This is a genomic window from Sinomonas atrocyanea (genome assembly GCF_001577305.1).
Lineage (GTDB): Bacteria > Actinomycetota > Actinomycetes > Actinomycetales > Micrococcaceae > Sinomonas > Sinomonas atrocyanea.
This window is the reverse complement of sequence record NZ_CP014518.1, coordinates 1,271,708-1,297,178: the sequence shown is the minus strand read 5'-3', so window position 1 is coordinate 1,297,178 and position 25,471 is coordinate 1,271,708. Positions and strand designations below refer to the sequence as shown.

Here is a 25,471-nt window from a genome sequence, read left to right as displayed (position 1 = left end):
CGGCTCGCCGGAGGAGCTCCGAGCTACCCTAGGGCTGCGAAGTCGAGGGAACCGAGGGCGGGCCGGGCGAGGTAGCCGAAGTCGGAGACAAGGGTTGTCCCGTTGATCGGCGCGCTGGCGGGCGAGGCGAGGAACAGGACGTGGTTCGCGATCTGACGGGCCGGGATGACGGGAAAGCCTGTTCCGTCAAAGCCCTCGCGGTGGCCCATGTCGGCCCGCGACATGGGGGTGTCGACGATGCCCGGGCACAGCGCATTGGCGCGGATGGAGGGGTAGTCGGCGGTGACGGCCTTGGTCAGCATCACGACGGCACCCTTCGAGGCGCTGTACGCAGCCATGCCCTCGTAGGCGACGAAGGCCGAGTCGGAGGCGAGGTAGACGACGGTGCCGACGCTGCTTGCCTGCAGGTGCGGAAGGGTGTGCTTGGTGACCAGGAAGTTGCCGCGGACGTTGACCGCCATGACCTGGTCCCAGTCGCTGGCGCCGATCTCCTCGAGGCGGGCCCCCACGGGGCCTGACACTCCGGCGCAGCCGACCACGGTGTCGATCTGACCGCGGGCGGCGACGATGCGCTGGACGGCGCGTCCGACGTCGCCCTCGTCAGTGAGGTCGGCCTGGACGAAGTCCACGTCAGCGCCGCGTTCCCGATGGGCCTCGGCGATGCCGTGGCCCTCGGAGGAGCGGTCGATGATGGTGACACGCGCGCCCTCGGCGACGAAGGCGTCCACGCAGGCGAGTCCGATGCCGGAGGCGCCACCGGTGATCAGTGCCACGCGTCCGTCCAGATTCAGTTCCATGCGGAGGTGACTCCCTTCTGGCCCGCCCGGGCCTTGTCGAAGGCCAGGGTGGGCAGGTCGACGATGTGGGCTCCGCCGTCGACGACGAGGGTGGCGCCGGTCATGTAGGAGGATTCGTCAGAGCCGAGGAAGCGGACGGCGGCGGCGATTTCGGCGGCCGCCGCCGGGCGCCGCAGCGGCAGGTCGGCGGTCACGGCGTCGTAGGCGGCCTGCCGCGTCTGAAGCCCGGTGTTCTGGACGAGCTCGTCCATTTCCTCGTCGGCCATCTGCGTACGCACCCATCCCGGGCAGACGGCGTTCACGCGCATGCCGTGCCTGCCGTAGTCGCGGGCGAGGGACTTGGTCAGCCCGATCAGGGCGTGCTTGGCCGTGACGTAGCCGGCCATCGAGGGGCCGGCGAAGAGTCCGGAGAGCGATGAGACGATCACGATCCGGCCGGCCGATTCGATCAGCGCGGGGAGGAATCCGCGGACGATGGCAAACGAGGTGGTGAGGTTGGAGTGAAGCGCCTCGGCCCAGCCGGCGTCGCTGGTCTCGCCCACTGAGGTGAAGCCGGGGCCGCCTGCGTTGCAGACGAGTGTGTCGACGCGGCCGTACCGCTCGAGGACGGCGGCGAGAGCCGCTTCCACGGCTGCCGGGTCGCCGGCGTCGGCGTCGGCGACGAGAGGGTGGGCGCCGATCTCGGCTGCCACGGCCTCCAAAGGCCCCGGACGGCGCCCGAGGATGACGACATGGGCGCCTTCTGCGGCGTAGCGGGCGGCGATGCCGGCACCTATCCCGGTGCCGCCCCCGGTGACGACGACGACGTGCCCGTCGACGTGGGAGCCGGCGTAGGCCATGGTGTGTTCCTCCGAATCCTGGTGGTGGTGGATGGCGCGCCTCCGCACCGGGCCGCGTCCGACGACGGCGCGTGGCCCGGTGCGGAGGCCTCTCCCCCCGGGTCAGCGGCTGATGACCTTGGGGGCAGCGACGGCCTTGAGGCCGGCAACGCCGAATTCCTGGCCGTAGCCGGACTGCTTGGTCCCGCCGAAGGGCACATCCGGGTTGAGGGTGCCGTGCTGGTTGATCCACACGGTTCCGGCCTGGACCAGCTTGGCGACCGCGACCGCGGCATCGAGGTCGTCGGACCAGACCGACGCGCCGAGTCCTTGCTCCGAGGCGTTGGCGCGGCGGATGGCGTCGTCGACGTCGGTGTACCTGATGACGGGGATGGCCGGCCCGAACTGCTCCTCGTCCACGAGGCGCGCGCCGTCCTCGATGTCGGCGACGACGGTGGCCTTGTAGAAGAGGGGCCCGAGTTCGGGGGCGGGCTCTCCGCCGGCCACAATGCGGGCGCCGCGCGCGCGGGCGTCGTCGACCAGGTCCTTGACGATGTCGAACTGGCTCTGGTTCTGCAGCGGGCCGAGGACGTTGCCGTCCTGCAGGCCGGGCCCCATGGGCAGTGCGCGGGCGAGCTCGGCGAGGGCCTCCACCACGTCGTCGTAGACGGAGTCGTGGACGTAGAGGCGCTTGAGCGCGGCACACGTCTGGCCGGTGTTGATGAAGCACCCCCAGAACAGGTTCTCCGCGATCCCCGTGACGTCGGTGCCGGGCAGTACGATGCCCGCGTCGTTGCCGCCGAGCTCGAGGGTGAGCCGGGCCAGGTTCTGGGCCGAGGACGCGACGATCTTGCGTCCGGCCTCGGTCGAGCCGGTGAACATGATCTTGTCCAGGCCGCGGTGGGCGGCGATCGCGGCGCCGACCTCCCGGTCGCCGGACACCACGGTGAGGACGCCCTGGGGCAGGTGGCGGTTGAAGATCTCGGCGAGGGCCAGGACGGACAGAGGGGTGAAGCTGCTCGGCTTGGCCACGACCGTGTTGCCCATGCGCAGGGAGGGGGCGATCTGCCAGACCGTGATCATCATCGGCCAGTTCCACGGTCCGATGGCCCCGACGACGCCGAGGGCGTCGTAGTGCACCTCGGAGCGGGCGGCGCCTGCCTCGAAGACGACCTCGGGTTCGAGGACGGTGTTCGCGGCGTTGCGGGTCCACACTGCGCAGGCGCCGACCTCGAAGCGGGCGTTCGGTCCGTCGAGGGGCTTGCCCTGCTCGCGGGAGAGGATGCGGGCGAGTTCTTCGAGGTTGGCCTCGAGGTCGTCCGCGATGGCGTTGAGGATGCGGGACCGCTCTGCGTGACCGAGGGCGTTCCAGGCCGGCTGGGATTCCCGGGCGGCGGCGATCGCTGCCTCGAGGTCGTCGAGCCCGTGGACGGGGGCATGGCCGATGGTCTCGCGGGTCGCTGCATCGGGGATGGGGCGGCCGTGGCCTTCGGGGACGGTGATGGCGTCGAGGATCGACGACGTCGTGGTGGTCATGGTGATCTCCTGTAGTGCTCTCGTGGGCTTCGCCTGGGGCTCATTCGGCCGGGTAGGCGGTGTCCTCGAGGATGGTGAACTGGCTGTCGAAGGGCAGGTGGACGGTGTCCAGGGTCGGGCCGTCCCAGCAGAACATCCGGCCGATGGAGCGCTTGTTGGCCAGGTCGATGACGACGATCGACTCGACGGGCATGACGGTCTCGCTCCAGTGGAGGATGACGATGCCGTCGGCGAGCTCGAAGACCTGGATGGGGTCTGCGTCGGCGAGGCCCACTTCGCCGCCCTTGACGCAGTGCCAGACGAAGGTGCCGGAGTTGAGGTAGATGTGCTCGTAGTGCTCGGTCGGGCTGTAGCGGTAGTAGATCCGCTTGCCGACGAGTTCGCTGGTCCGCCGGCGGGGCTCGATCTCGCCGGTGCCGGCGACGCGGCCGGAGAGGATCTCGGTGTGCATGCGGACCTTGCCGTCGCGGTCGACGAAGGAGGAGTCCGCGACGGTCACCCGTCCGTCCGACTGGTCGATGACCATGGAGACATCGCTGGAGTGGGCGCCGTCGCCCTTGACGAAGTCGACGAAGAAGATGCCCGGGCGGACCTCGACGGCGCGGTAGGGGTGGGTGCCCGACTGCCCGGCGCCCTCACCGTCGGTGATCGTCCAGGTGATCTGTCCGTCGGCGAACGTGTGCTCGATCGTCCAGCCGTTCTCGAAGCGGACCTCGAGGGGTGCTCCCTCGAGGCTGTCGCTGGCCGGCAGGGTGGGCTCGCCGAAGCCGTCGAGCATCACGGTGACGTCGGGCCACTGGTCCGTGGGGACGTAGCCCTGTTCGGTCGGGGCGAGCTGCTGGGGGGTGGTCGACATGGAGGTTCCTTACGTTGGTGGTTCTGCAGAGGAGCGTGAGATGGGCGCCGAGGCCCGGTCAGCCGCCCGCCGTGGCGATGCGGTCGAAGTCGATGTCCTTCTTGACCAGGGGAAGGACCGCCCCGCCGGCGAAGGCGAAGGGGATGAACCACAGCAGCTGCCTGGCGATGGAGCCGTCGCCGGAGAGCATCGCGTCGTAGTTCGCGATGGCGATCACCAGGACGGTGACCATGAGCACGATCGCGGCGGCGGGGGCGACCCGGGTGCTCCAGAATCCGCGCTCGAGCTTCTCGCGGATGAAGAAGACGAGGATGGAGACGGAGGCGAAGCCCATCATGACGATGAAGCCCACGGTGCCCAGGGCGACGAACCAGGAGAAGACGATCACGATCGGGTCTGCTCCGGACCAGAGGAAGGCCATGAGGATCACGGCGATCACGATGCCGTTCACCAGCGCAGCAGTGGCGGGGACCTGGGCCTTCTTCGAGACCCGTGAGAGCTGCCTGGGCAGTGCCCCTCCGCGTGCGAGGGCGAAGACGTAGCGGGAGAACATGTTCTGCACCCCGATGAGCATCGCGATGAAGCTCGAGACAACCAGGACCTGCATCGTGATGTCCAGCCACGGTCCGACGTACTTGGCGGCGACCGAGAAGATGATGCCGGCCAGGTCGTTCGTCGCTGCGTCCTGGACCTTGTCCGGGCCGACCGCCACGCTGACGGCCCATGTTGCCACCGTGTAGAAGATCCCGACGAAGACGATCACGGCGAACAGCGCGCGGGGAATGGTGCGGCGGGGCTCGCGGGCTTCCTCGGCGAAGACGGTCGTGGCCTCGAAGGTCGTGAAGCAGGCGAAGACGAACAGCACGGCCACGCCGAGTCCGGGCTGGACGAGCTGTGACGGGGCAAAGCTCACCAGCGACATGTCCTTGCCGCCCGATCCCGCGACGATCCCGATGACCAGGGCCGCGATGGCGATGATCTCCAGGACCAGCAGCACCCCGAGGATGCGCAGGTTCAGGTCCACCCCGCGCATGGTGAGCGCCGTAGTGATGATGAGGAATGCCAGCACCCACCCCCACACCGGGAGGTCGAGGCCGAACAGGCGCGAGGCGAGCTGCTGTGCGAACACCGCGAACTGGGCCCACAGGCCCACCTGGAGCGAGACGTAGGTGACGATCACGATCCCTGCCGCGCCGGTGGCCGCGTGCCGCCCGAGGCCGCGCGAGATGTAGGCGACGAAGCCCCCCGCGCTGACGATGTGGCGGCTCATCTTCAGGTAGCCGACCGCGAAGATTGCGATCACGAGGGCGACCAGGACGTAGACGAGCGGGACGCCCGGGCCCATGACGGAGAAGATCACCGGGCTCGCACCGACGAACGCCGCCATTGGCGCCGCGGCGGAGACCACGAAGAAGGCGATTCCGATGAAGCCGAGGCTGTTGGACTTCAGTCGTGTCTCGCCGACGGACGGCGGCACCACGACCTCGTGCTGGGTATTGCTCACGGGTCCTCCTTTGGACCTACTGCGATAGCCCTGAGTGGGCGGGAGAGTTTGGGACGCCTCGTCGGGCGCGAGTGCCGAGGCTGCGAGCTGGACGTCCGATGCGGAATGGGATCCCTGGACCCATATTGAGCATCTGCTTAGTGATAGAGATTACGAGTGCCTGGACGGGGTGTCAAGGGGGCCTGCGATGCTCCAGGACCGCCTAAGCTGAAGCTGTGAGCCGCGAGAAACGACAGCCCAGCCACGGCGAGGGCAGGGAGGCGCTCCTCGAGGCCGCTGTGCGGGTGGGAGCCCGCAGGGGCCTGCGCGGGCTGACCTTCCGCGCCGTGGCAGAGGAAGCCGGCCTGAACAACAGCCTCATCGCGCACCACTTCGGCACCCGGGACCGCCTGCTCGCCGCAGCCCTGGAATGGACCGTCGACCGGCTGATCAGTGCCGCGGACCTCAGTGAGTACGCCACTGACTCCACTGCCTTCCGCGAGGCCCTCGTACGGAACGTCCTGTCCCAACCGGACATCGAGATCTTCCAGTTCGAGATGGTCATCGAGGCGACGCGGAGGCCCGAGCTCCAGGACGCCGTCCGCAAGCTGTACGGCCGGTACGTGGCAGCCCTGGCGGCAGGCCGCGCTGCCCTCGGGGCCGAGGACAACCCCGGCCTGAACCTGGCCATGTTCGCCGCCCTGGACGGGCTCACACTGCAGTACTTCTGCAGGGCGATCACCGCGGAACAGCTCTCGGAGGCGGTCGAGGCCCTGGGTGTCGCGGTCGGCACCCCCTCTGGGACACGCGACTAGCCTGCCCACCGGGCCGGGTTGGCGGCCTGTTGCCGCTGCCGGATGTGGAGCTGCTCGGTGATGTTCCGGGCTGCGGTGAGCCCGCTCTCGATGGCGCCGTCGATGAATCCGCCCCAGCCGTTGGCGTAGTCGGACCCGGCGAGGTGGATCCGGCCCTCGGGACGCTGGAGCTCGGACAGGCTCTCGGAGAGGTAGCCGGCACGGTGCATGGGCCAGGTCTCCCGGGCATACTCGTCCTCGACCCAGCTGTGGCCGGAGACCTCGAGGACCTCGATCTCGGGAATCCACCGGCGCAGGATCTCCTGGGCGGCTGCGGCGTCCTCGACGTCGACCGCGCGCCCGTCCGGGCCGAAGGCCACGAGCGTGGTGCTCTCGGCATCGAGGTACTCGGCCTGGACGAAGTTCAGCGGCCACTCCTGGGGGCCCATGGCCACGAAGCGCTCGTGGCGGCCCTTGACCTTGACCCAGAGCTTGGCCCCGAGGCCGAGCTGTCCGCGCTCGGCGGCCTCCCGCTTGCCGGCGGAGAGCTCCGGCTCGAAGCGGATGCCGTCCAGGGTGTGCAGGGGCACGGTCACGACCATGGCCCGGGCGGTGTACTCGGTGCCGTCGCGTCCGACGGCGACGGCCCCCTTCTCGTCGTGGCGCACCTGTGCGACGGGGGTGTTGAGCGTCAGCGTTGCGCCACTGTCGTCGAGGATGGCCCGGGCGAGGGCCTGGGTGCCGCCTTGGACCTTGTAGGTCGCGCAGGTCTCGAACATGACGGGCCACTCATGGAAGGCGGCCGCGGCCCAGCGGAGGGCCTGAGTGTAGGCGGCATCCTGGATGCGACCGTTGAAGTTCAGGGCCCAGAAGCTGCGCATGAGCTCGTCCGCGACCGTGTCGAGGCCGAGTTCGTCGATCTTCTCGGCGACAGTCAGCTGGTCCGCCTCCTTCACCGCCGGGTTGGAGAGCGGCTCGTACGGCAGGGGGATGAGCTGCCGGGACGGGGCGAGGAAACTGCGGTTCGGCCCATCGAGGATCGCCATCAGCTCATCCGGCGTGCCCGCGTGGAGCCTGCCGTCGGCATGCCAGTAGGCCTTCTCGAACTCCGGGGCCGTGACCACGCCGATGCCGTAGCGGGTGAGCTCTGCCCAGACATGGGGCTGGCTCCAGTGGACCCAGGTCCCGCCGAGTTCGAGGGTGCGGCCCATCCGAGGCTCGAGCCAAGTCCGGCCGGCGATGCGGTCGCGGGCCTCGAGGATCTGGACGCTCAGGCCCTTCCGTCCCAGCTCGCGGGCTGCGACGAGGCCGGCGAAGCCGGCGCCGATGACGATGACGTCTGAGGTGTTCTGCATGGTCGCTCGGTCCCGTCAGCTGTAGACGAAGAACTCGGTGGTCGGCTTGACCACGGTCCAGCGCGTCTTTGCCCCCTTGTTGAACGAGGCCATGCTCCCGTCGGTGAGGTCGAAGGTCTCGCCGCCGATCACCTCGATGCGCAGGTGGCCCTCGACGATGTAGAGCGTCTCGTCCTCGTCGAAGATGAGGTCGAACGTCTCCGGCGCGTCCTCGGGCGTCACGGTCCAGAGCCCGCCGGAGAGCTCAGGCCGCTCGCCGTCGCCCGGCTTGCGGAGCCACTGGACGCGGCCCACCGCGAAGGGCTCGGCCAGCGCGCGGTCGGTGGCTGTGTGGAAGATGGGGGCGCTCATGGGGTCGCTCCTCTGCGAAGGGGATGGCTTGGGTCATGTGCCGCCTTGTGGTGGCGTGCATCACGTTCCTCAACTCTGCACTTGCTTAGTTTGCAGTGTCAAGCTCTGCAGGTGCAGAGTTTCTAGGGCATCGCCGGTAGGATCGCTCCCATGACGATCAGCGAGGTCCGGTACGGCTCAGGCCGAGAGGCGCTCATCCGGGCCGTGGTGGACGTCGTCGCCGAGGAAGGCCTGAACGGACTGAGCTACCGGAAGGTCGCCCAGCGGGCAGGGGTGAACAACACGCTCATCTCCCACCACTTCGGCTCGAAAGAAGCCCTCCTGGAGGCCGCGACCGTGTGGGCAGTCCAGAGGTCGCAGCAGCTCGCCGACCTGACCCTCGCTTCGGAACTGGACGCGGACTTCGCCTCGTCGCTCACGCGCGTCGTGGCCGACGAGCCGAACCTCCAGATTTTCCAGTACTACATGATCCTGGCCTCGCGGCGCAGTCCCGAGCTGCGCAGGATGGCCAACAACCTCTACGAGAGCTACATCAGCCTGGTCGAGCACTTCCTCGCCCACTACGGCCACCGCCCGGACCGCGCGGCAGCGCGCGCCGTGTTCGCCGCGCTCGACGGCCTCGTCCTCCAGCAGCTCACCGTCTCCTCGCGCGACGAGATCGTGGCGGCGATCGTGCGGCTCGGGGAGCTGCTGGACCGGCGCTGACGCCGTCAGCATCTTTCCGGCCCCCTCTTCGCGGATGAACTAGGCGAACGCATAGTTGTGCAGCCGCTTACCCCGTCCTCCACGGCTGACCGGCGCGGGACCTTGGACACTTCATGCCGGGCCGAGCCGGGCGCAGCATGAAGCCAGCCCCAGCCCGAGGAGGAACCGCCATGAGCAAGGTCCTGGTCGCCTACAGCACCCACGAGGGGCAGACGGCGAAGATCGCGGACTTCATCGCAGGCGTCCTGCGCACCCGGGGCGTCGAGGCCGACACCTGCGACGTCAAGGAGAGCGCCGATCCCGCGCTCTTCGACTATGACGGCGTGATCGTGGGCGGGTCCGTCCACGGCGGCAAGCACGACAAGCACGTGGTCGACTACGTCCGCCGCAACCGCCACGCCCTCGTCGGCGTGCCGTCGGCGTTCTTCTCGGTCAGCCTCTCCGCGGCGGGCGGCGACACCGAGGAGGCGGAGGGCTACGTCAAGAAGTTCGAGGAGCAGTCAGGCTGGCTCCCCAAGAGGATCGCCCTGTTCGGCGGCGGCCTGCCCTACAAGCACCTGAACTTCCTCATGCGGCACGTGATGAAGCGGATCGTGGAGGACAAGCCCGGGGACCTCGGCACCGACACCTCGCGCGACTACGTCTACACGGAGTGGGACGGCGTGCGGCGGTTCGCCGAGGACTTCGCGGCAGAGCTGGAGGCGACACCCGCGTAGGGGCGCCGCCTCCAGGCCGCAGGTTTCCACCCTGCCGCGCTCCGTCCAGTCGGCGTCAGTCGACGGTGAGGACCACGCGGAAGCGGGCCTTGCCGGACATCATGCGGTCGAATCCGTCGGCGGCCTTCTCGAGCGGGTACTCCTCGATGAGCGGGCGCACGCCGGTCAGCGCCGCGAACTTCAGGGTGTCCTCGGAGTCCTTCGCGGACCCGGACGCGTGCCCGGCCACCGCCTGGCTGCCGCCGATGATGGCCCCGGCGTGGACGGAGAGCGGCTCCTGCGGGACGCCGAGCACCACGAGCTTCCCGCGCGGCGCGAGGCCGCCGATCGTGGCGGTCATCGCCTCGGCGTCCGTCACGGTGGCGAGCACCACCGTGGCGCCGCCGAGCGCGGCGAGCGAGCCCGCGACGTCGTCCGCCGTGCTGTCGATGTAGTGATGGGCGCCGAGCTCGCGGGCGAACTTCTCCTTCTCGGCCCCGCGGGCGATCGCGACCGTCTCGAAGCCCATGCGGGCCGCGAACTGCACGCCGAGGTGGCCGAGGCCGCCGAGGCCCAGGACGGCCACGACGTCGCCGGGGCGGGCGCCGCTCTCGCGCAGCCCGTTGAAGGTGGTCACGCCGGCGCACATGAGCGGGGCGGCCTCGGCGTCGCTGAGCCCGTCCGGGACGGCGGCGAGCGCGTCCGCGGGGGCGACGACGAACTCGGCATAGCCGCCGTCGGACGTCAGGCCGGTGACCTTGCCGACGCGGCAGGAGATGAAGTCGCCGTCGCGGCAGGCGTCGCACACGAAGCACGCGCCGCCGAACCAGCCCACGCCCACCCGCTGGCCGGGCTTCCACTGCTCCACGCCCTCGCCGACGGACTCGACGGTGCCGGCCACCTCGTGCCCGGGGATGCGCGGGTAGGAGGACGCCATGCCGGCGCCCGGCATCACGTCGCTGTGGCAGACGCCGCACGCGGAGACGCGCACGAGCACATGCCCGCGCGGGACCTCGGGGACGTCGCGGTCCACGGCTTCGAGGGACTCGCCGGCGGCGGGGATCTGGATGGCTCGCATGGGGACACCTTTCGTCGAAGGGCTTGCTTGACCGCGGCACAGGCTAGCAATGGCGCCTTGGCGCCGACTGGGGGAAGCCGAGGAATTCTTCTCGACTGTCGTATTGCTAGATGGCCGAGCTAAATTATTGCCTCCGGCCCGTCAGGGCCGCAACCCACTCCCCTTACCCGCGCACGACGCCGGTGACGCACCCGCGCGGGCGCGTCACCGGCGTCGTGGTTCCGGCCCCTCTCAGCCGGCCGCCACGGTGCGGAGGCGGCAGGTGAACTCCCACGGCCGCAGGTCCAGCCCGGGGCTGTCGGGGTAGTTGCCGAGCAGCACCTCGGCGTCGGCCCAGCCCGGGTCTCCCACGTCGACCCGCTGGGGCTCGCCGGAGAAGTTGCCGAGGACGAGCAGCTCGGTGCCGTCGAGGCGGCGGGTGAATGCGTAGACGGCCTCGTGCTCGGGCAGGAGCATCGTGAAATCGCCGTCCGCGATGACCGGCAGCTCGTGGCGGAGCCGGATGAGCTCGCGATAGAAGGCGAAGACGGAGTCGTCACGGTCCACCTGGTCGGCGGCGTTGATCTCCGCCGCGTTGGGATTGACCGCGATCCACGGCGTGCCGGTGGTGAACCCGGCGTTGGGGCCGGCGTCCCACTGGACAGGGGTGCGCGCATTGTCCCGGTTGAGCGGGGCGATGGCCTCGAGGACCTGGACCGGGTCGAGGCCGAGCCCGTCGGTGGCCTCGCGGTAGTGGTTGAGGACCTCGATGTCCCGGTGCGCGTCGATCCCGCCGAAGGCCATGTTGGTCATGCCCAGCTCCTCGCCCTGGTAGACGTAGGGCGTGCCGCGGTGCAGGTGCTGGACGCCGGCGAGCATCTTCGCCGAGAGCTCGCGGTGCTCCCCGTCGTCGCCGAAGCGGGAGACGGCGCGCGGCTGGTCGTGGTTGCCCCAGTAGAGGCTGTTCCAGCCGCGCTCCTCGAGGCCCTCCTGCCAGCGGTTGAGCGAGGCCTTGAGCTCGGTGAGGCGGAGCGTGCCGGGCTGCCACTTGCTGCCGTTGCCGTGGTCCAGGTTCACGTGCTCGAACTGGAAGACCATGTCCAGCTCCCCGCGGGCGGGGTCGGTGAAGAGGACAGCATCCTCGACGGTCACGCTCGGCATCTCGCCCACCCGGAGCAGGCCGGCCCCGCGCTCGGCGAACACCTCGCGGTGCATCTCCTGGAGGAACTCGTGGATGCGCGGGCCGCAGACGTAGCCACTGCGGTCGTGGCTGTAGAGCTCCCCCTGGGCGAGGGGCCTGTCCGCGAGCGCGGGGTCCTTCGAGAGGAAGTTGATGACGTCCATGCGGAAGCCGTCCACGCCCCGGTCCAGCCACCAGTTCATCATCGCGTAGACGGCCCGGCGGACCTCGGGGTTCTCCCAGTTCAGGTCCGGCTGCTTGCGGGAGAAGAGGTGGAGGTAGTACTCGCCGCTGGCCTCGTCGAACTCCCAGACGGGCCCGGAGAAGAAGGAGGCCCAGTTGTTCGGCTCGGCGCCGGGGGTGCCGGGCTCGTGGCCGGGCCGGGCGGGGCGCCACCAGTACCAGTCGCGCTTGGGCGAGTCCTTCGAGGCGCGGGACTCGGCGAACCAGGGGTGCTCGTCCGAGGTGTGGTTGACCACGAGGTCCATGACGAGCTTCATCCCACGGGCGTGCAGGCCCTCGATGAGCTCGTCGAGGTCGGCGAGCGAGCCGAAGATCGGGTCGACGTCCCGGTAGTCGCTGATGTCGTAGCCGTTGTCGTCCTGCGGGGAGCGGTATACGGGCGAGAGCCACACGACGTCGACCCCGAGACGATGGAGGTAGTCCAGCCTGCCGATGATCCCCCGCAGGTCGCCCACCCCGTCGCCGTCCGAGTCCGCGAAGCTGCGCGGGTAGATCTGGTACACGACCGCGCTGCGGAACCACTGCGGATCGGCGGCGGAATCGGTGTGGGGACGGGCGGTGCCTGCGGCGGTCATGGCTTCTCCTTGGCGGCGTCCGTGGGCCGTCCGCGGGGCGGAGTCCGAACACCTTCTATTTTTATGCTTGACGCATTTATATGCTCGCAAGCAGACTGTGGTGACCGCAACCCCTCCCAAAGGACTGATCGATGAAGAACCTGTCCCGACGCTCCCTCTTGGCCTTCGGGGGCGCAGCCGCGCTCGCGTGCACGGCGGCGGTCGAGGCCCCCGCCCGCGCCGCCTCGACGGACCTGACGGTGCCCACGTCCCCCGCGCCGCCGCTGAGGCTCGCGAGCCGCAACAGCGTGTTCACCCGCCGCGGCGCCGGCCCCCGGTACTGGAACATCTACGGCTACGCCTTCCCGCACAACGCCCCGATCCCCGAGGACGAGTGGAAGGCCAACATCGACTGGCTCGCCTCCGACCTCGCCCCGTACGGCTACGACATGGCCTGCACGGACGGGTGGATCGAGGGCTCGAGCCGCACCACCCCCAACGGCTACATCGTCACCTACAACGACTCGTGGCAGCACGACTGGGCCTACTGGTCCCACTACCTTGCCGAACGCGGCATGAAGCTCGGGGTCTACTACAACCCGCTCTGGGTCCACAAGGCGGCCGTCGAGGACCCGTCCAAGACCGTGGTGGGCCGGCCGGACATCAAGATCGCGGACATCGTCGCCCCGGGCGACTTCTTCGCCAAGAACATCGGCGGCAACACCCTCTACTGGCTGGACGTGACGCGCCCCGGTGCCAAGGAGTACCTCCAGGGCTATGTGGCCTACTTCAAGCGCCTCCGGGTCCCATACCTGCGCGTGGACTTCCTCTCCTGGTACGAGAACGGGATGGACGCCAACATCGGGCAGGTCAACGCCCCGCACGGGCGCGCCAACTACGAGACGGCCCTGGCCTGGCTCAACGAGGCCGCCGGCGAGGACCTCGAGCTCTCCCTCGTGATGCCGCACCTGTTCGACGACGCCTCCGCCGAGCTCGCCAACGGCGACCTCGTCCGGATCGACGCCGACGCCGACCGCGGCGGCTGGGACCGGCTCAGCGGCGGCCGCCAGGGCTGGCAGGACGCCTGGCCCAACTGGTTCAACCCGTTCGCGGGCTTCACGGGCTGGTCGCACCGCAACGGGCGCGGGCAGCTGATCCTCGACGGCGACTTCATGCGCGCCAGCACCTTCGCCAGCGACGACGAGCGCCGGACCATGATGAACCTCATGGTCATCGCCGGATCGCCCCTGGCCATCGCGGACACGTACCAGCAGATCGGCAACGACGCCTGGGTCTACACGAACAAGGACGTGCTCGAGCTCAACCAGGAGGGCCTGGTCGGCAAGCCGCTCTACCGCTCCGCCACCCCCTACTCGGTCGACCCCGGCTCCCGGGACAGCGAGCGCTGGGCCGGCCAGCTCCCCGACGGGTCCTGGGCGGTGGCGCTCTTCAACCGCTCCGACAGCACCACCCAGACCAAGACCATCGACTTCGCCAACGACCTCGGGCTCTCCGGCGCGGCGAACGTCAGGGACCTGTGGGCCCACCGGGACCTCGGCGTCCGGACCGAGGCCACGGCCACGCTCGCCCCGCACGCCTCGGCCCTGTTCCGCATCACCCCGCTGAAGGACCGGGGCGCCACCCGCTACCCCGCCGCCTACGCCGCGTGGGGAGGCGGCGCCGGCTTCAACAACGACCACGCCGGCCACGACGGCAGCGGCTTCGTCGACGGGCTCGCCGCCACCGCGGGCAGCGCCGACCCCCTCGTGACCTTCGCCGTCCGGGCCCCCCGCCGCGGCGAGTACACGATCCGGTACCGCTACGCGAACGCCACCGGGGCCACGAGCACCCTGACCGTCTCCGCGGAGCGGGCCGACCACTCGGTGGTCGACGGGCCCCGGCACGTCGACTTCCCTGCGCTCGCCACGTGGGACACCTGGGGCGTGGCGACCGCCGGGATCACCCTGGAGGCCGGCGACAACCTCATCACGCTCGGCCGCGGCCGCTCCGACGTGGGCGCCGTGAACCTGAACTGGATCGAGCTGGGCGCCTAGGTGCGGCGCCGCCTCCACGGGCGCTCCCAGCCGGGAGCCGCCCGTGGAGGCGGCGGCCGCCCCTGCCGATAGAGTGGAGGCCATGGGTATGGAGGCAGCCGGGCGACTGGCCTTCCACCTTCCCGCGGTGAAGGACCCGCACCGGGCAGAGCTCTTCTCCCTGGTCCTCCGCAACGAGCCGCTCACCCGCGCCGATCTGGCCGAGCTCGCCTCGCTCGACCAGTCCACCGTCACCCGCACCCTCAAGCCGCTCATCGACAGCGGCTACGTCACCGAGTCCCCCGCCGCCCCCGCCGGCCGTGGCCGGCCCCGGCGGGTCATCCGCGTGGCGGTCGAGAAGCTGTGCGCGGTGGGCATCAAGATCGGCCCCCACGCCATCTCGGGGGTCCTGACCGATCTCGGGGCCAAGGTGATCGCCCGGCAGGAGACGGCCGTGGACCGGCCGGGCCCCGAGGAGGCGCTGGCCGCCGTCGCCGAGCTCGTCGGCAGCCTCCTGGACGCGGTGCCCGGGTCCCGCGAGCGCGCCCTCGGCATCGGCGTCGGCGTCAGCGGGCACGTGGACCCGCCCACCGGCACGTGCCGGTTCTCCCCCATCCTCGGCTGGCACGACGTCGACATCGCCACCCCCCTCGGCCGGGCGGCCGGCCTTCCCGTGAGCGTGCACAACGACGTCAACACCCTCGCCGTGGCCGAGTACCTCTTCGGCGCGGGGCGGGAGGCGGAGGACTTCGCCGTCGTCACCCTCGGCCCCGGGATCGGGCTCGGCCTCGTGATCGGCGGCCGCCTGCACGACGGCGCCGAGGGGCTCGCGGGCGAGTTCGGCCACATCCCCCTGCTGCCGGAGGGGCCGCAGTGCCACTGCGGGCGGCGGGGCTGCCTCGAGGCGCTGGCGGGCGACGACGCGATCGCCCGGGCGGCGGGCATGCCCAGCGTCGCCGCGGCGGCAGACCTCGCCCGCAGCGGCGAGGGCACCGCGCAGCGGAGCGCCCGCCGCGCCTTCCGCGGCGCCGGCGAGTGGATCGGCCGTGGGCTGGCCGTCATCGACAACATCCTTGCGCCGGAGCTGATCCTCCTCTCCGGCGAGGGCATCGCCGCCTACGACCTGCTCTCCGAGGGGATCGCCTCAGGCCTGGGCAGCTGCGCCTTCGAGGGCGCCCGGGCGCTCGAGCGGCTGCGCATCGACTCCGCCGACGTGAACCTCTGGGCCCGCGGCGCGGCCTGCCTCGCGATCCAGCGGTCCCTGGGCTGACCCGGCCGCGGGACGGGCCGCGAGCAGGCCCGAGATCACGGCCGGCTCCACGGGCCGGGAGAAGTAGTACCCCTGCGCGAAGTCGCACCCCAGCGTCTTCAGCTCCTCCACGTGCCGGGACGTCTCGGCCCCCTCCGCGATGACCCGGATCCTCAGGTCCCGGGCCAGGTTCATGATGGTCCCCACGATCTGCCGGCCCTGCTCGCCGCGGTCGAGCTGGGCCACGAAGGAGCGGTCGATCTTGAGCGTGTCCATCGGGAAGCTGTGCAGGTACGCGAGCGACGAGTACCCCGTGCCGAAGTCGTCGATGCTCACGCAGACGCCGAGCCGCTGGAGCTGGGTGAGGACCTCGACGGTGTACTCGGTGTCCATCATCGACACGCTCTCGGTGATCTCGAGCTTGACCGTGTCCGGGCGGATGCCGGTCTCGGCCAAAACCCGGGCCACCTGCTCGACGAAGTCGTGCTGGGCGAACTGCCGGGCCGAGACGTTGACGGCCACCGTGAGGGCAGGGTCGCGGGGGAACTCCTGCTGCCAGCGGACCATGGTCCGGCACGCCTCGCGCAGCACCCAGATGCCGAGGAAGACGATGATCCCCGTCTCCTCCGCCACCGCGATGAACTGGTCCGGGTAGACCAGCTCCGACTCGGACCTGCGCCACCTCACCAGCGCCTCGACCCCCACGATCGCCCCGTCCTCCAGGGAGACGATCGGCTGGTAGTGGAGCACGAACTCCTCCTCGTGCAGGGCCTGGCGCAGCCTCGACTCGAGCGAGAGACGGCCCACGGCGAGCTCGTGCATCACGGGATCGTAGATCTCGTAGCGGCCCTTGCCCAGCACCTTCGCCCGGTACATGGCCAGGTCCGCGTGGCGGAGGATCTCGTCCGCCGAGTCGTAGCCCATGGCGCTGGTGGCGATGCCGATGCTCGCGCTGACGAACAGCTGCTGGCCGCCGATGAGGACCGGCTCGGCGAGGGCCTCCATCATGCCCGCCGCGGTGCGCACGGCGTCGTTGACGTCCTCGATCCCGTCCAGCAGGACCGTGAACTCGTCGCCCCCGATCCTCGCCAGCGTGTCCCCGGGGCGCAGCGCACGGCCCCACCGCCGGGCGACCTCGGTGATGAGGGCGTCCCCGACCGGGTGGCCGAGGCTGTCGTTGACGAGCTTGAACCGGTCCAGGTCGGCGAAGAGGACGGCGAAGGAGCTCCCCTGGTCCCGGACGGTGCGGGCCACGGCATGGGCGAGCCGGTCCGCGAGGAGGGCCCGGTTGGGCAGCCCGGTGAGGGCATCATGGAGGGCGTCGTGCAGGAGGCGGTCCCGGGCGCGCTCGCGCTCCGCGACGCGGCCCAGCTGGGCGCCGATCTTCGCCAGCAGCCGCAGGAGCGTCTCGTCGGGCTCGAGGGTGTGGGCGGCGAAGAACTCCAGGACCGCGGTGACCTCCGTCCCGAGCAGGATCGGGAAGGCCACCGCCGAGCGGAGCCCGTCGCGCAGGGCCGCCTCGGCCCGCGGGAACCCGGGGTCTGCGGCGATGTCCGGGATCCACGCCGGGGCGCCGCTGGCCAGCACCCGCCCGGGCAGCCCCTGCCCCGCCTCGAAGCCGGTGGCCTCGGTGGCCCCGTAGAAGTCCCTGAACCGGCCCTCCCCCACCCCGTGCCAGATGGCGGTGGGCCGCATGCTCCGGCCGCCCTCGTCGAGCAGGTAGGCGTGGCCGATCTCCCAGTCGCTGAACTCGCACACCGTCCGCACCCCGTACTGCAGGGCCTCTGCCACGGTGCTCGACTGGTTGGCCGCATCGGCGACCGCCTCGAGCAGCCCCAGCTGCTGCTGCCGGTCGTAGAGCTCCCGCAGCCCCTTCTCCGCGATCCGCTCGGCCGCGAGGCGGGTGCGCCGCTCGCGCTCGAGGCGGCGCTCGAGCGCGGCGATCTGCGCCTCATGCTGCGCCGGCAGCCCGCTCACGCTGCCTCCGCGGCGCGGAAGGTGACCCGGCAGAGGCACTCGCTGTCGCCCCGGTGCATGCACTCGAGGTGGTCCACTTGGGCCGTCTCCCCGAAGTGAGCCGCCGCGCCGTCGATGAATCCATGGGCGAGCGCGCAGAGCCGCCGCGGGGAGGTGTAGGCCATCAGCAGCGCCCCGGACGGTTCCGTGCGGAACCCGAAGGTGGGCACGTCGGCACCGGGATAGATCTTGCGCACCTCCGGATGGATCATGCTGTTGACGCTGAGCAGGAAGGGAAGCGCCGTGGTGTGGGCGGAGAAGTAGGCGGGGAACCGTCCCGCCATTAGCGCCATGGCCTCGCGGCCGAACCAGCGCAGCGCCTCGGCGGGGCTCAGCCCGGCCAGGCGGCCGGCGCCTTCGACGATCTGGTAGACCTCCGCGTCGGGGTAGCTGCCCAGCGAGGTGTAGACCCCGTCCAGGCCGAGGCCGTCGAGCAGCCCGTCCCAGGCGTCGGCGCCGTGGCGCTCCACGACGGCTTCCTCGAGCAGGTTGAAGATGATGCCCTTCATGGAGCCCCCCTGATGCTTGGCAGCGCGTTGTGGTCCGACCGATGTTGCATCTCCCTCCTATCGGCAGGTCCGGCCGCGCCGTCAGCACGTCGTCACCGGGCAGTCCCGGTGTCAGTGGGAGAAGTTTGCGGAGATCTCTGCGAGGGTGCGCCCCTTTGTTTCAGGTGCGAGCCATTGCGAGAGGACTGCGCCGAGCAATGCGACGGCGGCGGCGGCGACCATGCTTGGGCCCATGCCGATGTTGCTGATCGCCCATGGCAGGGCGAAGGTGCCGAGTGCGGCTCCGATGCGGCTGAAGGCCGCGGCGAAGCCCATGCCGATGCCGCGCAGGTGGCCGGGGAATACCTCGGCCGGATAGACCTGGGTCAGCGTGGTGTAGCCGGCATTGAAGTAGGAGAAGGCGAGGAACAGGGCGAGCACGAGGATCGCCGGTGCGTTCCCCCAGAGTCCGATGACCAGCAGGATGCCTGCGCAGAGCCACTGCCCGGGCACGGTGAGGATTCGGCGGCCGAGCTTGTCAATCAGAAGCACAGTGGTGACAACGCCCGCGGTCGCAAGGGCGGACAGGCCCACTCCGCCGGCCCAGCCGCCGCCGAAGCCGAAATGGTTGAGCACGTCGTCGGCGAAGGTCGCGATCGCGAAGTACGGAGTGACCGCGCAGAACCAGAAACCTGAGGTGAAGAGGGTGGCGCGCCAGTGCTGCCTCGAGAACAGCATTCCGACGGAGGCGCTCTTGATCTTTGTCCTGCCCTGCGCGGCCTGGGCCTCCTGGATCCTCCTCAGATCGATCTCTTCGGTGATGCTGTGGTGCATCTGGGGCGATTCGACGTATCTGCGTGCGATCGCGAGCGCTTCCTCGCGCCGTCCCTTCGTGATGAGCCAGCTCGGCGATTCGGGGAGGCCGAAGCGGGCGAGGAACAGGACCAGGGCGAGGATCGTGCTCGTGCCGATGACGAGGCGCCATGGGGTTCCGGCGTCGTGCAGGAGGGTGCCGATGATGAATGCCATCATGAAGCCGACGTACCAGGCGATCAGAGTCAGCCCGAGCAAGCGCCCGCGGAGCTTTGGCGGGGAGAACTCTGACAGCAGGGGTCCACCAATTGAGTACTCGCCGCCGATCGCGACGCCCATCAAGAACCGGATGACGGCCAGCTGGACCACGGCCCCGTCTCCGGAGGCTACGAAGAACTGGGCCGCTGAGGCGAGCAGGAACAGGCCCATGTCCACGAGGAACATGGGCTTGCGCCCGAACTTGTCAGTGGCCCAGCCAGCCAGCGGCGCGCCGACGAAGATACCTGCCAGCGGGCCTGCAGCGATCATCCCCAGGGACAGTGAGTCGAGCTGGAGATCTGACCGCATGGGTCCGGTGACGGGGCCGATGATTCCGAGGATGTAACCGTCGAGGAACATCCCGCCGATGAACACAGCGACAAGCCGCACCATGAAGCGGCGTTTGAACGTGGAGCTGGTCTCTTTCAACATCGAGGTGTCGACGGACGCCGTTGTCCTGGTCGGATAGATCATTGAGATGTGTTCCCTTCTGGCTTCAGCACAATCCACTGACGGCGCGAGAGCGCCATTGCCTGGACGCGGACAGCCGCTCAGTTTCCCGCACCTTCGCGCCGACCCGTCGAGATCAGGACCTCCAGTCGGGGACGGCAGCGTGACATACGTCTCATATATCAGACTAGGGATCCACCCCGCCCCGGTCAAGAGCTGGACGCTTCGGCGAGGGCCCTCGCCGGGGAATAGGGTCGCGCCTCCCTCCCGTTCTCGAGTAGGTGCGAGCGGCGCCGCAGCGCCCACACGCTGCACCATCCAACCGAAGGGACCCCCATGGCCGACTCCTACACCGCCACCGCGACCCGCACCGGGACCGAGCAGTTCACCGTGTCCACCGGCACCACGACCGTCGTCTCGGACACGGGGCTGCGGCCGAGCGAACTGCTGCTGGCCTCGCTGAGCTCGTGCATCCTGTGGACGGTGGTGGACTACGCCGAGCGCAACGGGATCGGGCTCCCCGGCGAGGTCAGCGTCAGGGTAGCCGGGGCCATGGCCAGCCGGCCGCGGCGCGTGGGCGAGATCCGCGTGGAGCTCGTGCTCCCGGAGGGCCTGAGCGAGAAGCACCGGGAGGCGCTCCTGCGCGCGGGCCAGCACTGTCCCGTCCATGCGACCCTGACCCACTCCCCCGAGCTCACGGTCGCCCTCGGCTGAGCCGCCCGGGCGCACCGGCTGGCGTCGGGTAGGTTGCTGGGACAGCACCTGATCCGAGGAGACCGCCCGTGTTCACCGGCCTGAGCGCCTTCCCCCTGACCCCGCTCGACGAGCACGGGATCGACGAGGCCGCGCTCGGCCGGCTCGTGCAGCGCGCGGCCGCGGCCGGCGTCGACAGCTTCGGCGTGCTCGGCTCCACGGGCAGCTACGCGTACCTGGGCCGCGAGGAGCGCCGCCGCGTGCTCGATACCGCGGTCGCCCATGCCGGGGCGACGCCGGTGCTGGCCGGCATCGGCGCGCTCCGCACCCGCGACGTCCTCGCCCACGCAGCGGACGCGCAGGAGGCCGGCGCCGCCGCCGTCCTGCTCGCGCCCGTCTCCTACCAGCCGCTCACACCGGAGGAGGTGTACGGCCTCTACGAGGACGCCGCCGCGGAGCTCTCCGTCCCGCTCGTGGTCTACGACAACCCGCGCACCACCGGCTTCGCCTTCACCGACGAGCTCCACGCCGCGATCGCCACGCTCCCCGGCGTCGCGTCCGTGAAGATCCCGCCCGTGCCGGCGGATCCGGACGCCGCCGCTGCACGCCTCGGCGCGCTCCGGGCCCTCCTCCCGGACACGGTGACGATCGGCATCAGCGGCGACGCGTGCGCCGCGACGGCCCTCGCCCACGGCGCCGACGCCTGGTGCAGCGTGCTCGCAGGGATCCTGCCGGAGGTCTGCGTCGCGCTCACGCGCGCGGCCCTGCGCGGGCCGGGGCGGCCAAGTGGCGCGGCAGGCGCGGACGACGCCGATCCGGCCCGCGCGCTCTCGGCCCGGCTCGCGCCCGTCTGGGACCTCTTCGCCGAGCACGGGAGCCTGCGCGTGGCCGCCGCGGCGGCCGAGGTCCTCGGGCTCACGGCGTCCCCCAGCCTCCCCCGGCCCCTGCGGCCGCTGGACGCGGAGGCGAGGGCCGCCGTCGTGCGCGCGCTGGAGGCCGTCGGCCCGAGCTGACGCGCCGCCAAGAGACAGCCTGTCCGGCGCCCGAACCGGCTGGTTTACGGCAGGCGCCATCGAATCCCCGCGCCGCACGGATTGCGGCGGGGCGCCGCGGGGCAGGATGGAGGCATGAGTGATGACACGGAGATGATCCAGCGCGGCATCGGCGTCCTCACGGCAGCCCTGTCCTGGGAACCGGAAGACCCTGCGGCAACCGAAATGTTCAAGGAATCCCTCAAGACCCTCGCCCGGGTGGACGATGCGGTCTCGGTGACGTTCAGCGGCGGCTCGCCCGAGCAGGCGGCGGCGCTGCGCGAGGTCCTGCCCCAGGTGATCCGGCAGATCATCGAGGCGCTGGCCCCCGACTACACGCGCCTGGTCCTCGGGATGGCGATCGGATTCAAGTCCGTGGCCGAGGCCTACCGGCAGGACGCGCCGGACGCGGACGTCGCGGGCATCCTGCAGGCGGCCTCCCTCAACCTGGCCGAGGCGGAGGACGAGGACGACGACGAGGACTAGGGTCCGCGCCTATGCGAGGCGGTGCCGCCGCCGCGGCGCCGGGCCGGTCGCGATCTGCCCCCTCCACTCGGCGCGCAGCAGGAGCGCCATGCCCACGAGCATGACCGCCGCGTAGTAGGTCAGGAACCAGGAGAAGAACGTCCCCAGCCCCAGGTGGAACGCCATCGCCGCCACGAGCCCGGCGCGGGTCGGCCAGCCGCCGGAGAGGATCAGGAGGCCCGTCACGGCCTCGAACGCGATGAGCAGCCCGATCCAGAGCGCGTAGTTCCCGGGCACCACGGCCCGCCAGGCATAGGTCACCCAGGCGAACTTCGCATCGTCGGCGAAGTCTGCGTAGGTGGCGCCCCCGATCAGGAACGAGGCGTTCACGGCGGCCCCGCCGAGCAGCATGGTCAGCCCCGTCCCCACGCGCCCCACCCACTGCGCCCACGGGAACCAGGCCGCCAGGACGCTGCCGAGGAACGCGGGGACGGCAAAGATGAAGAACACCACCATCTGGACCAACGGATTCATGGCGATCACTCCCGGACTCTGCGCGGAACCTGATCTTCAGGCTAGGCCGGGCGCGGGCCGACGTTCAGAGCCCTTCGCCCCCAGCAGCTTCACGCCGCCGGCCCTAGCCTGAAGAGCATGACGGCGCCAGCCCAGCCCAGTGCCCGCGCCTGGTGGGCCTCCCTCTCCTGGATTCCCCTCTACCGGGTCGCGGGCGTCGCCGCGCTCCTGCTCGTGCTCTTCGACCTGGCCGCGCTCGCCCTCTACACCGTGGACGCGCCCCCAGTCTCGGGCGGCGAGGCGACGCTGCGCTTCATCGCCGGGCACAAGGCCTCCTACATCGCCCAGCAGCTGCTCTGGCTCGTCCCGTCGCTGTTCGGGCTCGTGGTGTTCGCCGCGCTCCTGGTCGCCCTCCTGCCCACGAACCCGAGCCTCGCGCTGCTGGGCTTCGCGGTGGGCGCGGCATCGTGGACGGCGCTGCTCGCGGTGCCGACCTCGAGCGTGGGCAGCCTCTCCCTCGTCACCCTCAGCGATGCGTGGTCCGCCGCCGACGACGCCGCGCGGCCGGCCTTCGCTGCGGCCGCGGAGGCGCTCGTGGCCGAGAACAACACCGTCGCCCTCGCCGGGACCCTCACTCCGCTGGGCGTGCTCCTCATCAGCCTGCCGATGGTCCGGGGCCCGCTCCCCGGCTGGATCGGCTGGCTCGGGATCGCGACCGGGGCGCTCGGCCTGGCGAGCGAGGTGCTGCGGTTCGCCGTCACCGCCCTCTACGCGGTCTACGGACCGCTCCTGTGGGTGTGGATCGCCGCCGTCGGCATCGCCCTTCTGGGGCTGACGGGACACAGGGCCGGGAAACCTGTAGAGTGATACAAACGCCAGCTGTCAGAAGAGCGGCTGGTCACCGCCCTCAGGTTGAGGGCCCCTTCAGACTTCTTGCTGCCAGGCCTTCGGCCGCCGGGCCGCGGCCCCGTGTGGCCGCCCGCACCGCGCACAGCGCCTCGCACATCATTCCCCTCACCACCACAGCTGTCCGCGCCGACGTCGTCGGCCCGGCAACCGGCCCCTGCACAGGGGTCACATCCACACAGAAGGAAAGCAACATGGCCACTGGCACCGTGAAATGGTTCAACTCCGAAAAGGGCTTCGGCTTCATCGCGCCTGAAGACGGCACTCCCGACGTCTTCGCCCACTACAGCGCCATCAACTCGTCCGGCTACCGCTCCCTCGAAGAGGGCCAGCGCGTCGAGTTCGATTCCGAGCGCGGCCCCAAGGGCCCCCAGGCTGCGAACATCCGCGCCCTCTGATCTGAACGACGCCGCGGGCGGGCCCCCACCGGCGGCCCGCCCGCAGGCATCGTTTCCACCCCCAGCACCTCCCCCCACCTGAAGGTCTCCTGATAACCACAGTTTCCAGCCCCGCAGTCCCCTCGACTCGTGCGCCCCACGCGGGCACCGAGACCTTCCCGCCGCTGACCAAGGCCTACCTCCAGGTGGCCCAGAAGGTGCGCGAGGACGGACTGCTGCGGCGTACGCCGTGGTTCTATTCGCTCCTCGGTGCGGCACTCCTCACCGTTCTCGGCGGCTTCCTCACCGGCTCCTTCCTCCTCGGCCAGAGCTGGTTCCAGCTCCTCATCGCCGCAGGGCTGGGGATCCTCTTCACCCAGGTCGCCTTCATGGCCCACGAGGCCGCCCACCGGCAGATCCTCTCCACGGGGCCCGCCAACGACAGGCTCGCCCGTGCACTCGCGGCCGTCGTCGGGATGAGCTACTCGTGGTGGGACTCGAAGCACTCCCGGCACCACGCCAACCCGAACCGGGTGGGCCGCGACCCGGACATCGAGGTGGACACCATCTCGTTCGTCGAGGAGGACGCGTCCCAGGCCCGCGGCCTGCGCAGAGTCATCACGCGGCACCAGGGCTGGCTGTTCTTCCCCCTGCTGACGCTCGAGGGCCTCAACCTCCATTTCCTCAGCTTCCGCCACCTGGTCTCCCGCGGCCCCGTCCGCGGACGGTGGGCTGAGCTCGGCCTCCTGACGCTGCGGTTCGGCATCCTGCTGGTCCCGCTCTTCTGGCTCCTCCCCGTCGGCATGGCCTTCGCGTTCCTCGGCGTCCAGCTCGCCGTCTTCGGCCTCTACATGGGCGCCACCTTCGCCCCCAACCACAAGGGGATGCCGGTGATCGCCCGCGAGGCGAGGCTCGACTTCTTCAGCAAGCAGGTCCGCACCTCCCGCAACATCTCCGGCGGTTGGTGGGCCACGTGGCTCATGGGCGGCCTGAACTACCAGGTCGAGCACCACCTCTTCCCCAGCATGCCCCGGCCCCATCTGGGCCGGGCACGCAGGATCGTCCGCGACCAGTGCCGCACCCTCGCGGTCCCCTACACCGAGACGACCCTGTGGCGCTCCTACGGGATCGTCATCGCCTACCTCAACCGGGTCGGGCTCGCCGCCCGCGATCCGTTCGAGTGCCCCATCACCGCCCAGTACCGGCGCGCGTGATGTCCCACCCTGCAGCGCGCAGACCGCATTCCAGCGCGGTGCCGAATGTGCAGGCTGCGACATTGCCGCCCGGAACCTGGGCAGGCCCTCGGGAGCACTCCGAGCCATGAGAAGCAACTACATCCGCGGGGCCTCCGTCACCTGCTCGGCCTCCCAGGCCGAGATCCAGGCGATGCTCGCCGCCGCCGGGGCCACCGGGATCCGGTTCGCCTCCGAGCGCGGGAAGACCAGGATCACCTTCCGTTCGGGAGGCCGCCACTTCCTCCTGGCCCTCCCGGCCGCGTCCTCTGATCTGCCCCGCGCCCAGGAGTCCGCCCGGCGCGGGTGGCGCCAGCTCTCCGCGCTCATCCGCGCCAAGCTCGACGCGGTCGACGCGGGGATCACCACCTTCGACGAGGAGTTCCTCGCCTCCATGGTCATGCCCGGGGGCACCACCGTCTTCCGGGCGGTCGCCCCCGGGATCGCGGCGGCCTGCGCGGCCACCGGCCCCGTTCCTCCGGCCGCGCCCGGTGCGCTGCCTGCCGCCTCCCCGTAGGCTGGG

General features: G+C 70.5%; 24 protein-coding genes and 1 pseudogene. 12 read left to right on the top strand and 13 right to left on the bottom strand.

Annotated features, from left to right (window positions below; all coding sequences use genetic code 11):
• Nucleotides 1-23: 23 nt before the first annotated feature.
• The 5 genes from SA2016_RS06115 to SA2016_RS06095 form a co-directional block, all read right to left on the bottom strand.
• A complete protein-coding gene (locus tag SA2016_RS06115; protein ID WP_066496595.1) occupies nucleotides 24-797 on the bottom strand; it encodes an SDR family NAD(P)-dependent oxidoreductase in 774 nt (257 codons plus the stop codon).
• The gene (locus SA2016_RS06110; RefSeq protein ID WP_066496593.1) at nucleotides 788-1,636 is read right to left on the bottom strand and encodes an SDR family NAD(P)-dependent oxidoreductase; all 849 of its coding nucleotides are present in this window, start codon (nucleotides 1,634-1,636) and stop codon (nucleotides 788-790) included. The genes SA2016_RS06115 and SA2016_RS06110 overlap by 10 nt, the downstream gene beginning before the upstream one ends.
• A gap of 102 nt (nucleotides 1,637-1,738) precedes the next feature.
• Nucleotides 1,739-3,151 carry an aldehyde dehydrogenase family protein gene (locus tag SA2016_RS06105; RefSeq protein ID WP_066496591.1) on the bottom strand — a complete coding sequence of 471 codons (1,413 nt, stop codon included), beginning with the start codon at nucleotides 3,149-3,151 and terminating at the stop codon, nucleotides 1,739-1,741.
• Between the two features lie 40 nt (nucleotides 3,152-3,191).
• Complete coding sequence (locus SA2016_RS06100) at nucleotides 3,192-4,007, bottom strand: MoaF C-terminal domain-containing protein (protein WP_066496590.1); 816 nt, start codon at nucleotides 4,005-4,007, stop codon at nucleotides 3,192-3,194.
• A 58-nt stretch (nucleotides 4,008-4,065) separates the two neighbouring features.
• A complete protein-coding gene (locus SA2016_RS06095; protein WP_084249348.1) occupies nucleotides 4,066-5,511 on the bottom strand; it encodes an APC family permease in 1,446 nt (481 codons plus the stop codon).
• Between the two features lie 215 nt (nucleotides 5,512-5,726).
• On the opposite strand from SA2016_RS06095, the gene SA2016_RS06090 reads away from it, so the two are divergent.
• A complete protein-coding gene (locus SA2016_RS06090; protein WP_066496589.1) occupies nucleotides 5,727-6,305 on the top strand; it encodes a TetR/AcrR family transcriptional regulator in 579 nt (192 codons plus the stop codon).
• On the opposite strand, the gene SA2016_RS06085 is transcribed toward SA2016_RS06090, so the two are convergent.
• The gene (locus SA2016_RS06085; protein WP_066496588.1) at nucleotides 6,302-7,639 is read right to left on the bottom strand and encodes a flavin monoamine oxidase family protein; all 1,338 of its coding nucleotides are present in this window, start codon (nucleotides 7,637-7,639) and stop codon (nucleotides 6,302-6,304) included. The genes SA2016_RS06090 and SA2016_RS06085 overlap by 4 nt on opposite strands.
• 15 nt (nucleotides 7,640-7,654) lie before the next feature.
• Nucleotides 7,655-7,990 (bottom strand): cupin domain-containing protein, encoded by a 336-nt coding sequence (locus SA2016_RS06080; RefSeq protein ID WP_066496584.1) that lies wholly within the window; start codon nucleotides 7,988-7,990, stop codon nucleotides 7,655-7,657.
• A 150-nt stretch (nucleotides 7,991-8,140) separates the two neighbouring features.
• Between SA2016_RS06080 and SA2016_RS06075 the strand changes: the two genes are divergently transcribed.
• A complete protein-coding gene (locus SA2016_RS06075; protein ID WP_066496581.1) occupies nucleotides 8,141-8,695 on the top strand; it encodes a TetR/AcrR family transcriptional regulator in 555 nt (184 codons plus the stop codon).
• A 170-nt stretch (nucleotides 8,696-8,865) separates the two neighbouring features.
• Nucleotides 8,866-9,411 carry a flavodoxin domain-containing protein gene (locus SA2016_RS06070; protein ID WP_066496580.1) on the top strand — a complete coding sequence of 182 codons (546 nt, stop codon included), beginning with the start codon at nucleotides 8,866-8,868 and terminating at the stop codon, nucleotides 9,409-9,411.
• Nucleotides 9,412-9,466: 55 nt separating this feature from the next.
• On the opposite strand, the gene SA2016_RS06065 is transcribed toward SA2016_RS06070, so the two are convergent.
• Nucleotides 9,467-10,468 carry an alcohol dehydrogenase catalytic domain-containing protein gene (locus SA2016_RS06065; RefSeq protein ID WP_066496578.1) on the bottom strand — a complete coding sequence of 334 codons (1,002 nt, stop codon included), beginning with the start codon at nucleotides 10,466-10,468 and terminating at the stop codon, nucleotides 9,467-9,469.
• 231 nt (nucleotides 10,469-10,699) lie between these two features.
• Entirely contained in the window at nucleotides 10,700-12,445 is a 1,746-nt protein-coding gene (locus tag SA2016_RS06060; protein WP_066496576.1) for a glycoside hydrolase family 13 protein, read from the bottom strand.
• 131 nt (nucleotides 12,446-12,576) lie between these two features.
• On the opposite strand from SA2016_RS06060, the gene SA2016_RS22480 reads away from it, so the two are divergent.
• Together SA2016_RS22480 and SA2016_RS22135 are read left to right on the top strand one after the other, a co-directional pair.
• Nucleotides 12,577-14,478: a hypothetical protein gene (locus SA2016_RS22480; protein ID WP_066496569.1), complete on the top strand. Its 1,902-nt coding sequence runs from the start codon at nucleotides 12,577-12,579 to the stop codon at nucleotides 14,476-14,478.
• Nucleotides 14,479-14,560: 82 nt separating this feature from the next.
• The gene (locus SA2016_RS22135) at nucleotides 14,561-15,727 is read left to right on the top strand and encodes an ROK family transcriptional regulator (protein ID WP_084249347.1); all 1,167 of its coding nucleotides are present in this window, start codon (nucleotides 14,561-14,563) and stop codon (nucleotides 15,725-15,727) included.
• Nucleotides 15,728-15,790: 63 nt separating this feature from the next.
• On the opposite strand, the pseudogene SA2016_RS21965 reads toward SA2016_RS22135, so the two are convergent.
• From SA2016_RS21965 to SA2016_RS06040, 3 genes and pseudogenes are all read right to left on the bottom strand, one after another.
• Nucleotides 15,791-17,497, bottom strand: a pseudogene (locus SA2016_RS21965) (putative bifunctional diguanylate cyclase/phosphodiesterase); the annotation flags it as partial.
• A gap of 182 nt (nucleotides 17,498-17,679) precedes the next feature.
• Nucleotides 17,680-18,231, bottom strand: a complete 552-nt coding sequence (locus SA2016_RS06045; protein ID WP_066496561.1) for a heme NO-binding domain-containing protein — start codon at nucleotides 18,229-18,231, stop codon at nucleotides 17,680-17,682.
• A 111-nt stretch (nucleotides 18,232-18,342) separates the two neighbouring features.
• Nucleotides 18,343-19,755, bottom strand: coding sequence for an MFS transporter (locus SA2016_RS06040; RefSeq protein WP_066496559.1), 1,413 nt, complete (start codon nucleotides 19,753-19,755; stop codon nucleotides 18,343-18,345).
• A 312-nt stretch (nucleotides 19,756-20,067) separates the two neighbouring features.
• Here SA2016_RS06040 and SA2016_RS06035 point away from each other — a divergent pair, with 312 nt between their 5' ends.
• From SA2016_RS06035 to SA2016_RS06025, 3 genes are all read left to right on the top strand, one after another.
• Entirely contained in the window at nucleotides 20,068-20,445 is a 378-nt protein-coding gene (locus SA2016_RS06035; RefSeq protein ID WP_066496555.1) for an OsmC family protein, read from the top strand.
• 68 nt (nucleotides 20,446-20,513) lie between these two features.
• On the top strand, nucleotides 20,514-21,437 hold the full coding sequence (locus tag SA2016_RS06030; protein ID WP_066496553.1) for a dihydrodipicolinate synthase family protein: 924 nt from the start codon (nucleotides 20,514-20,516) through the stop codon (nucleotides 21,435-21,437).
• 114 nt (nucleotides 21,438-21,551) lie between these two features.
• Nucleotides 21,552-21,941 carry a hypothetical protein gene (locus SA2016_RS06025; RefSeq protein ID WP_066496551.1) on the top strand — a complete coding sequence of 130 codons (390 nt, stop codon included), beginning with the start codon at nucleotides 21,552-21,554 and terminating at the stop codon, nucleotides 21,939-21,941.
• A gap of 9 nt (nucleotides 21,942-21,950) precedes the next feature.
• On the opposite strand, the gene SA2016_RS06020 is transcribed toward SA2016_RS06025, so the two are convergent.
• Complete coding sequence (locus SA2016_RS06020) at nucleotides 21,951-22,463, bottom strand: hypothetical protein (protein WP_141305688.1); 513 nt, start codon at nucleotides 22,461-22,463, stop codon at nucleotides 21,951-21,953.
• 108 nt (nucleotides 22,464-22,571) lie between these two features.
• Between SA2016_RS06020 and SA2016_RS06015 the strand changes: the two genes are divergently transcribed.
• The 4 genes from SA2016_RS06015 (at nucleotide 22,572) to SA2016_RS06000 (ending at nucleotide 25,465) form a co-directional block, all read left to right on the top strand.
• A complete protein-coding gene (locus SA2016_RS06015) occupies nucleotides 22,572-23,300 on the top strand; it encodes a DUF4386 family protein (RefSeq protein WP_066496549.1) in 729 nt (242 codons plus the stop codon).
• 233 nt (nucleotides 23,301-23,533) lie between these two features.
• A complete protein-coding gene (locus SA2016_RS06010) occupies nucleotides 23,534-23,737 on the top strand; it encodes a cold-shock protein (RefSeq protein WP_066496547.1) in 204 nt (67 codons plus the stop codon).
• 89 nt (nucleotides 23,738-23,826) lie between these two features.
• Nucleotides 23,827-24,930 (top strand): fatty acid desaturase family protein, encoded by a 1,104-nt coding sequence (locus SA2016_RS06005; protein WP_066496545.1) that lies wholly within the window; start codon nucleotides 23,827-23,829, stop codon nucleotides 24,928-24,930.
• 106 nt (nucleotides 24,931-25,036) lie between these two features.
• Nucleotides 25,037-25,465 (top strand): hypothetical protein, encoded by a 429-nt coding sequence (locus SA2016_RS06000; protein ID WP_066496543.1) that lies wholly within the window; start codon nucleotides 25,037-25,039, stop codon nucleotides 25,463-25,465.
• The last annotated feature ends 6 nt before the right edge of the window (nucleotides 25,466-25,471 follow it).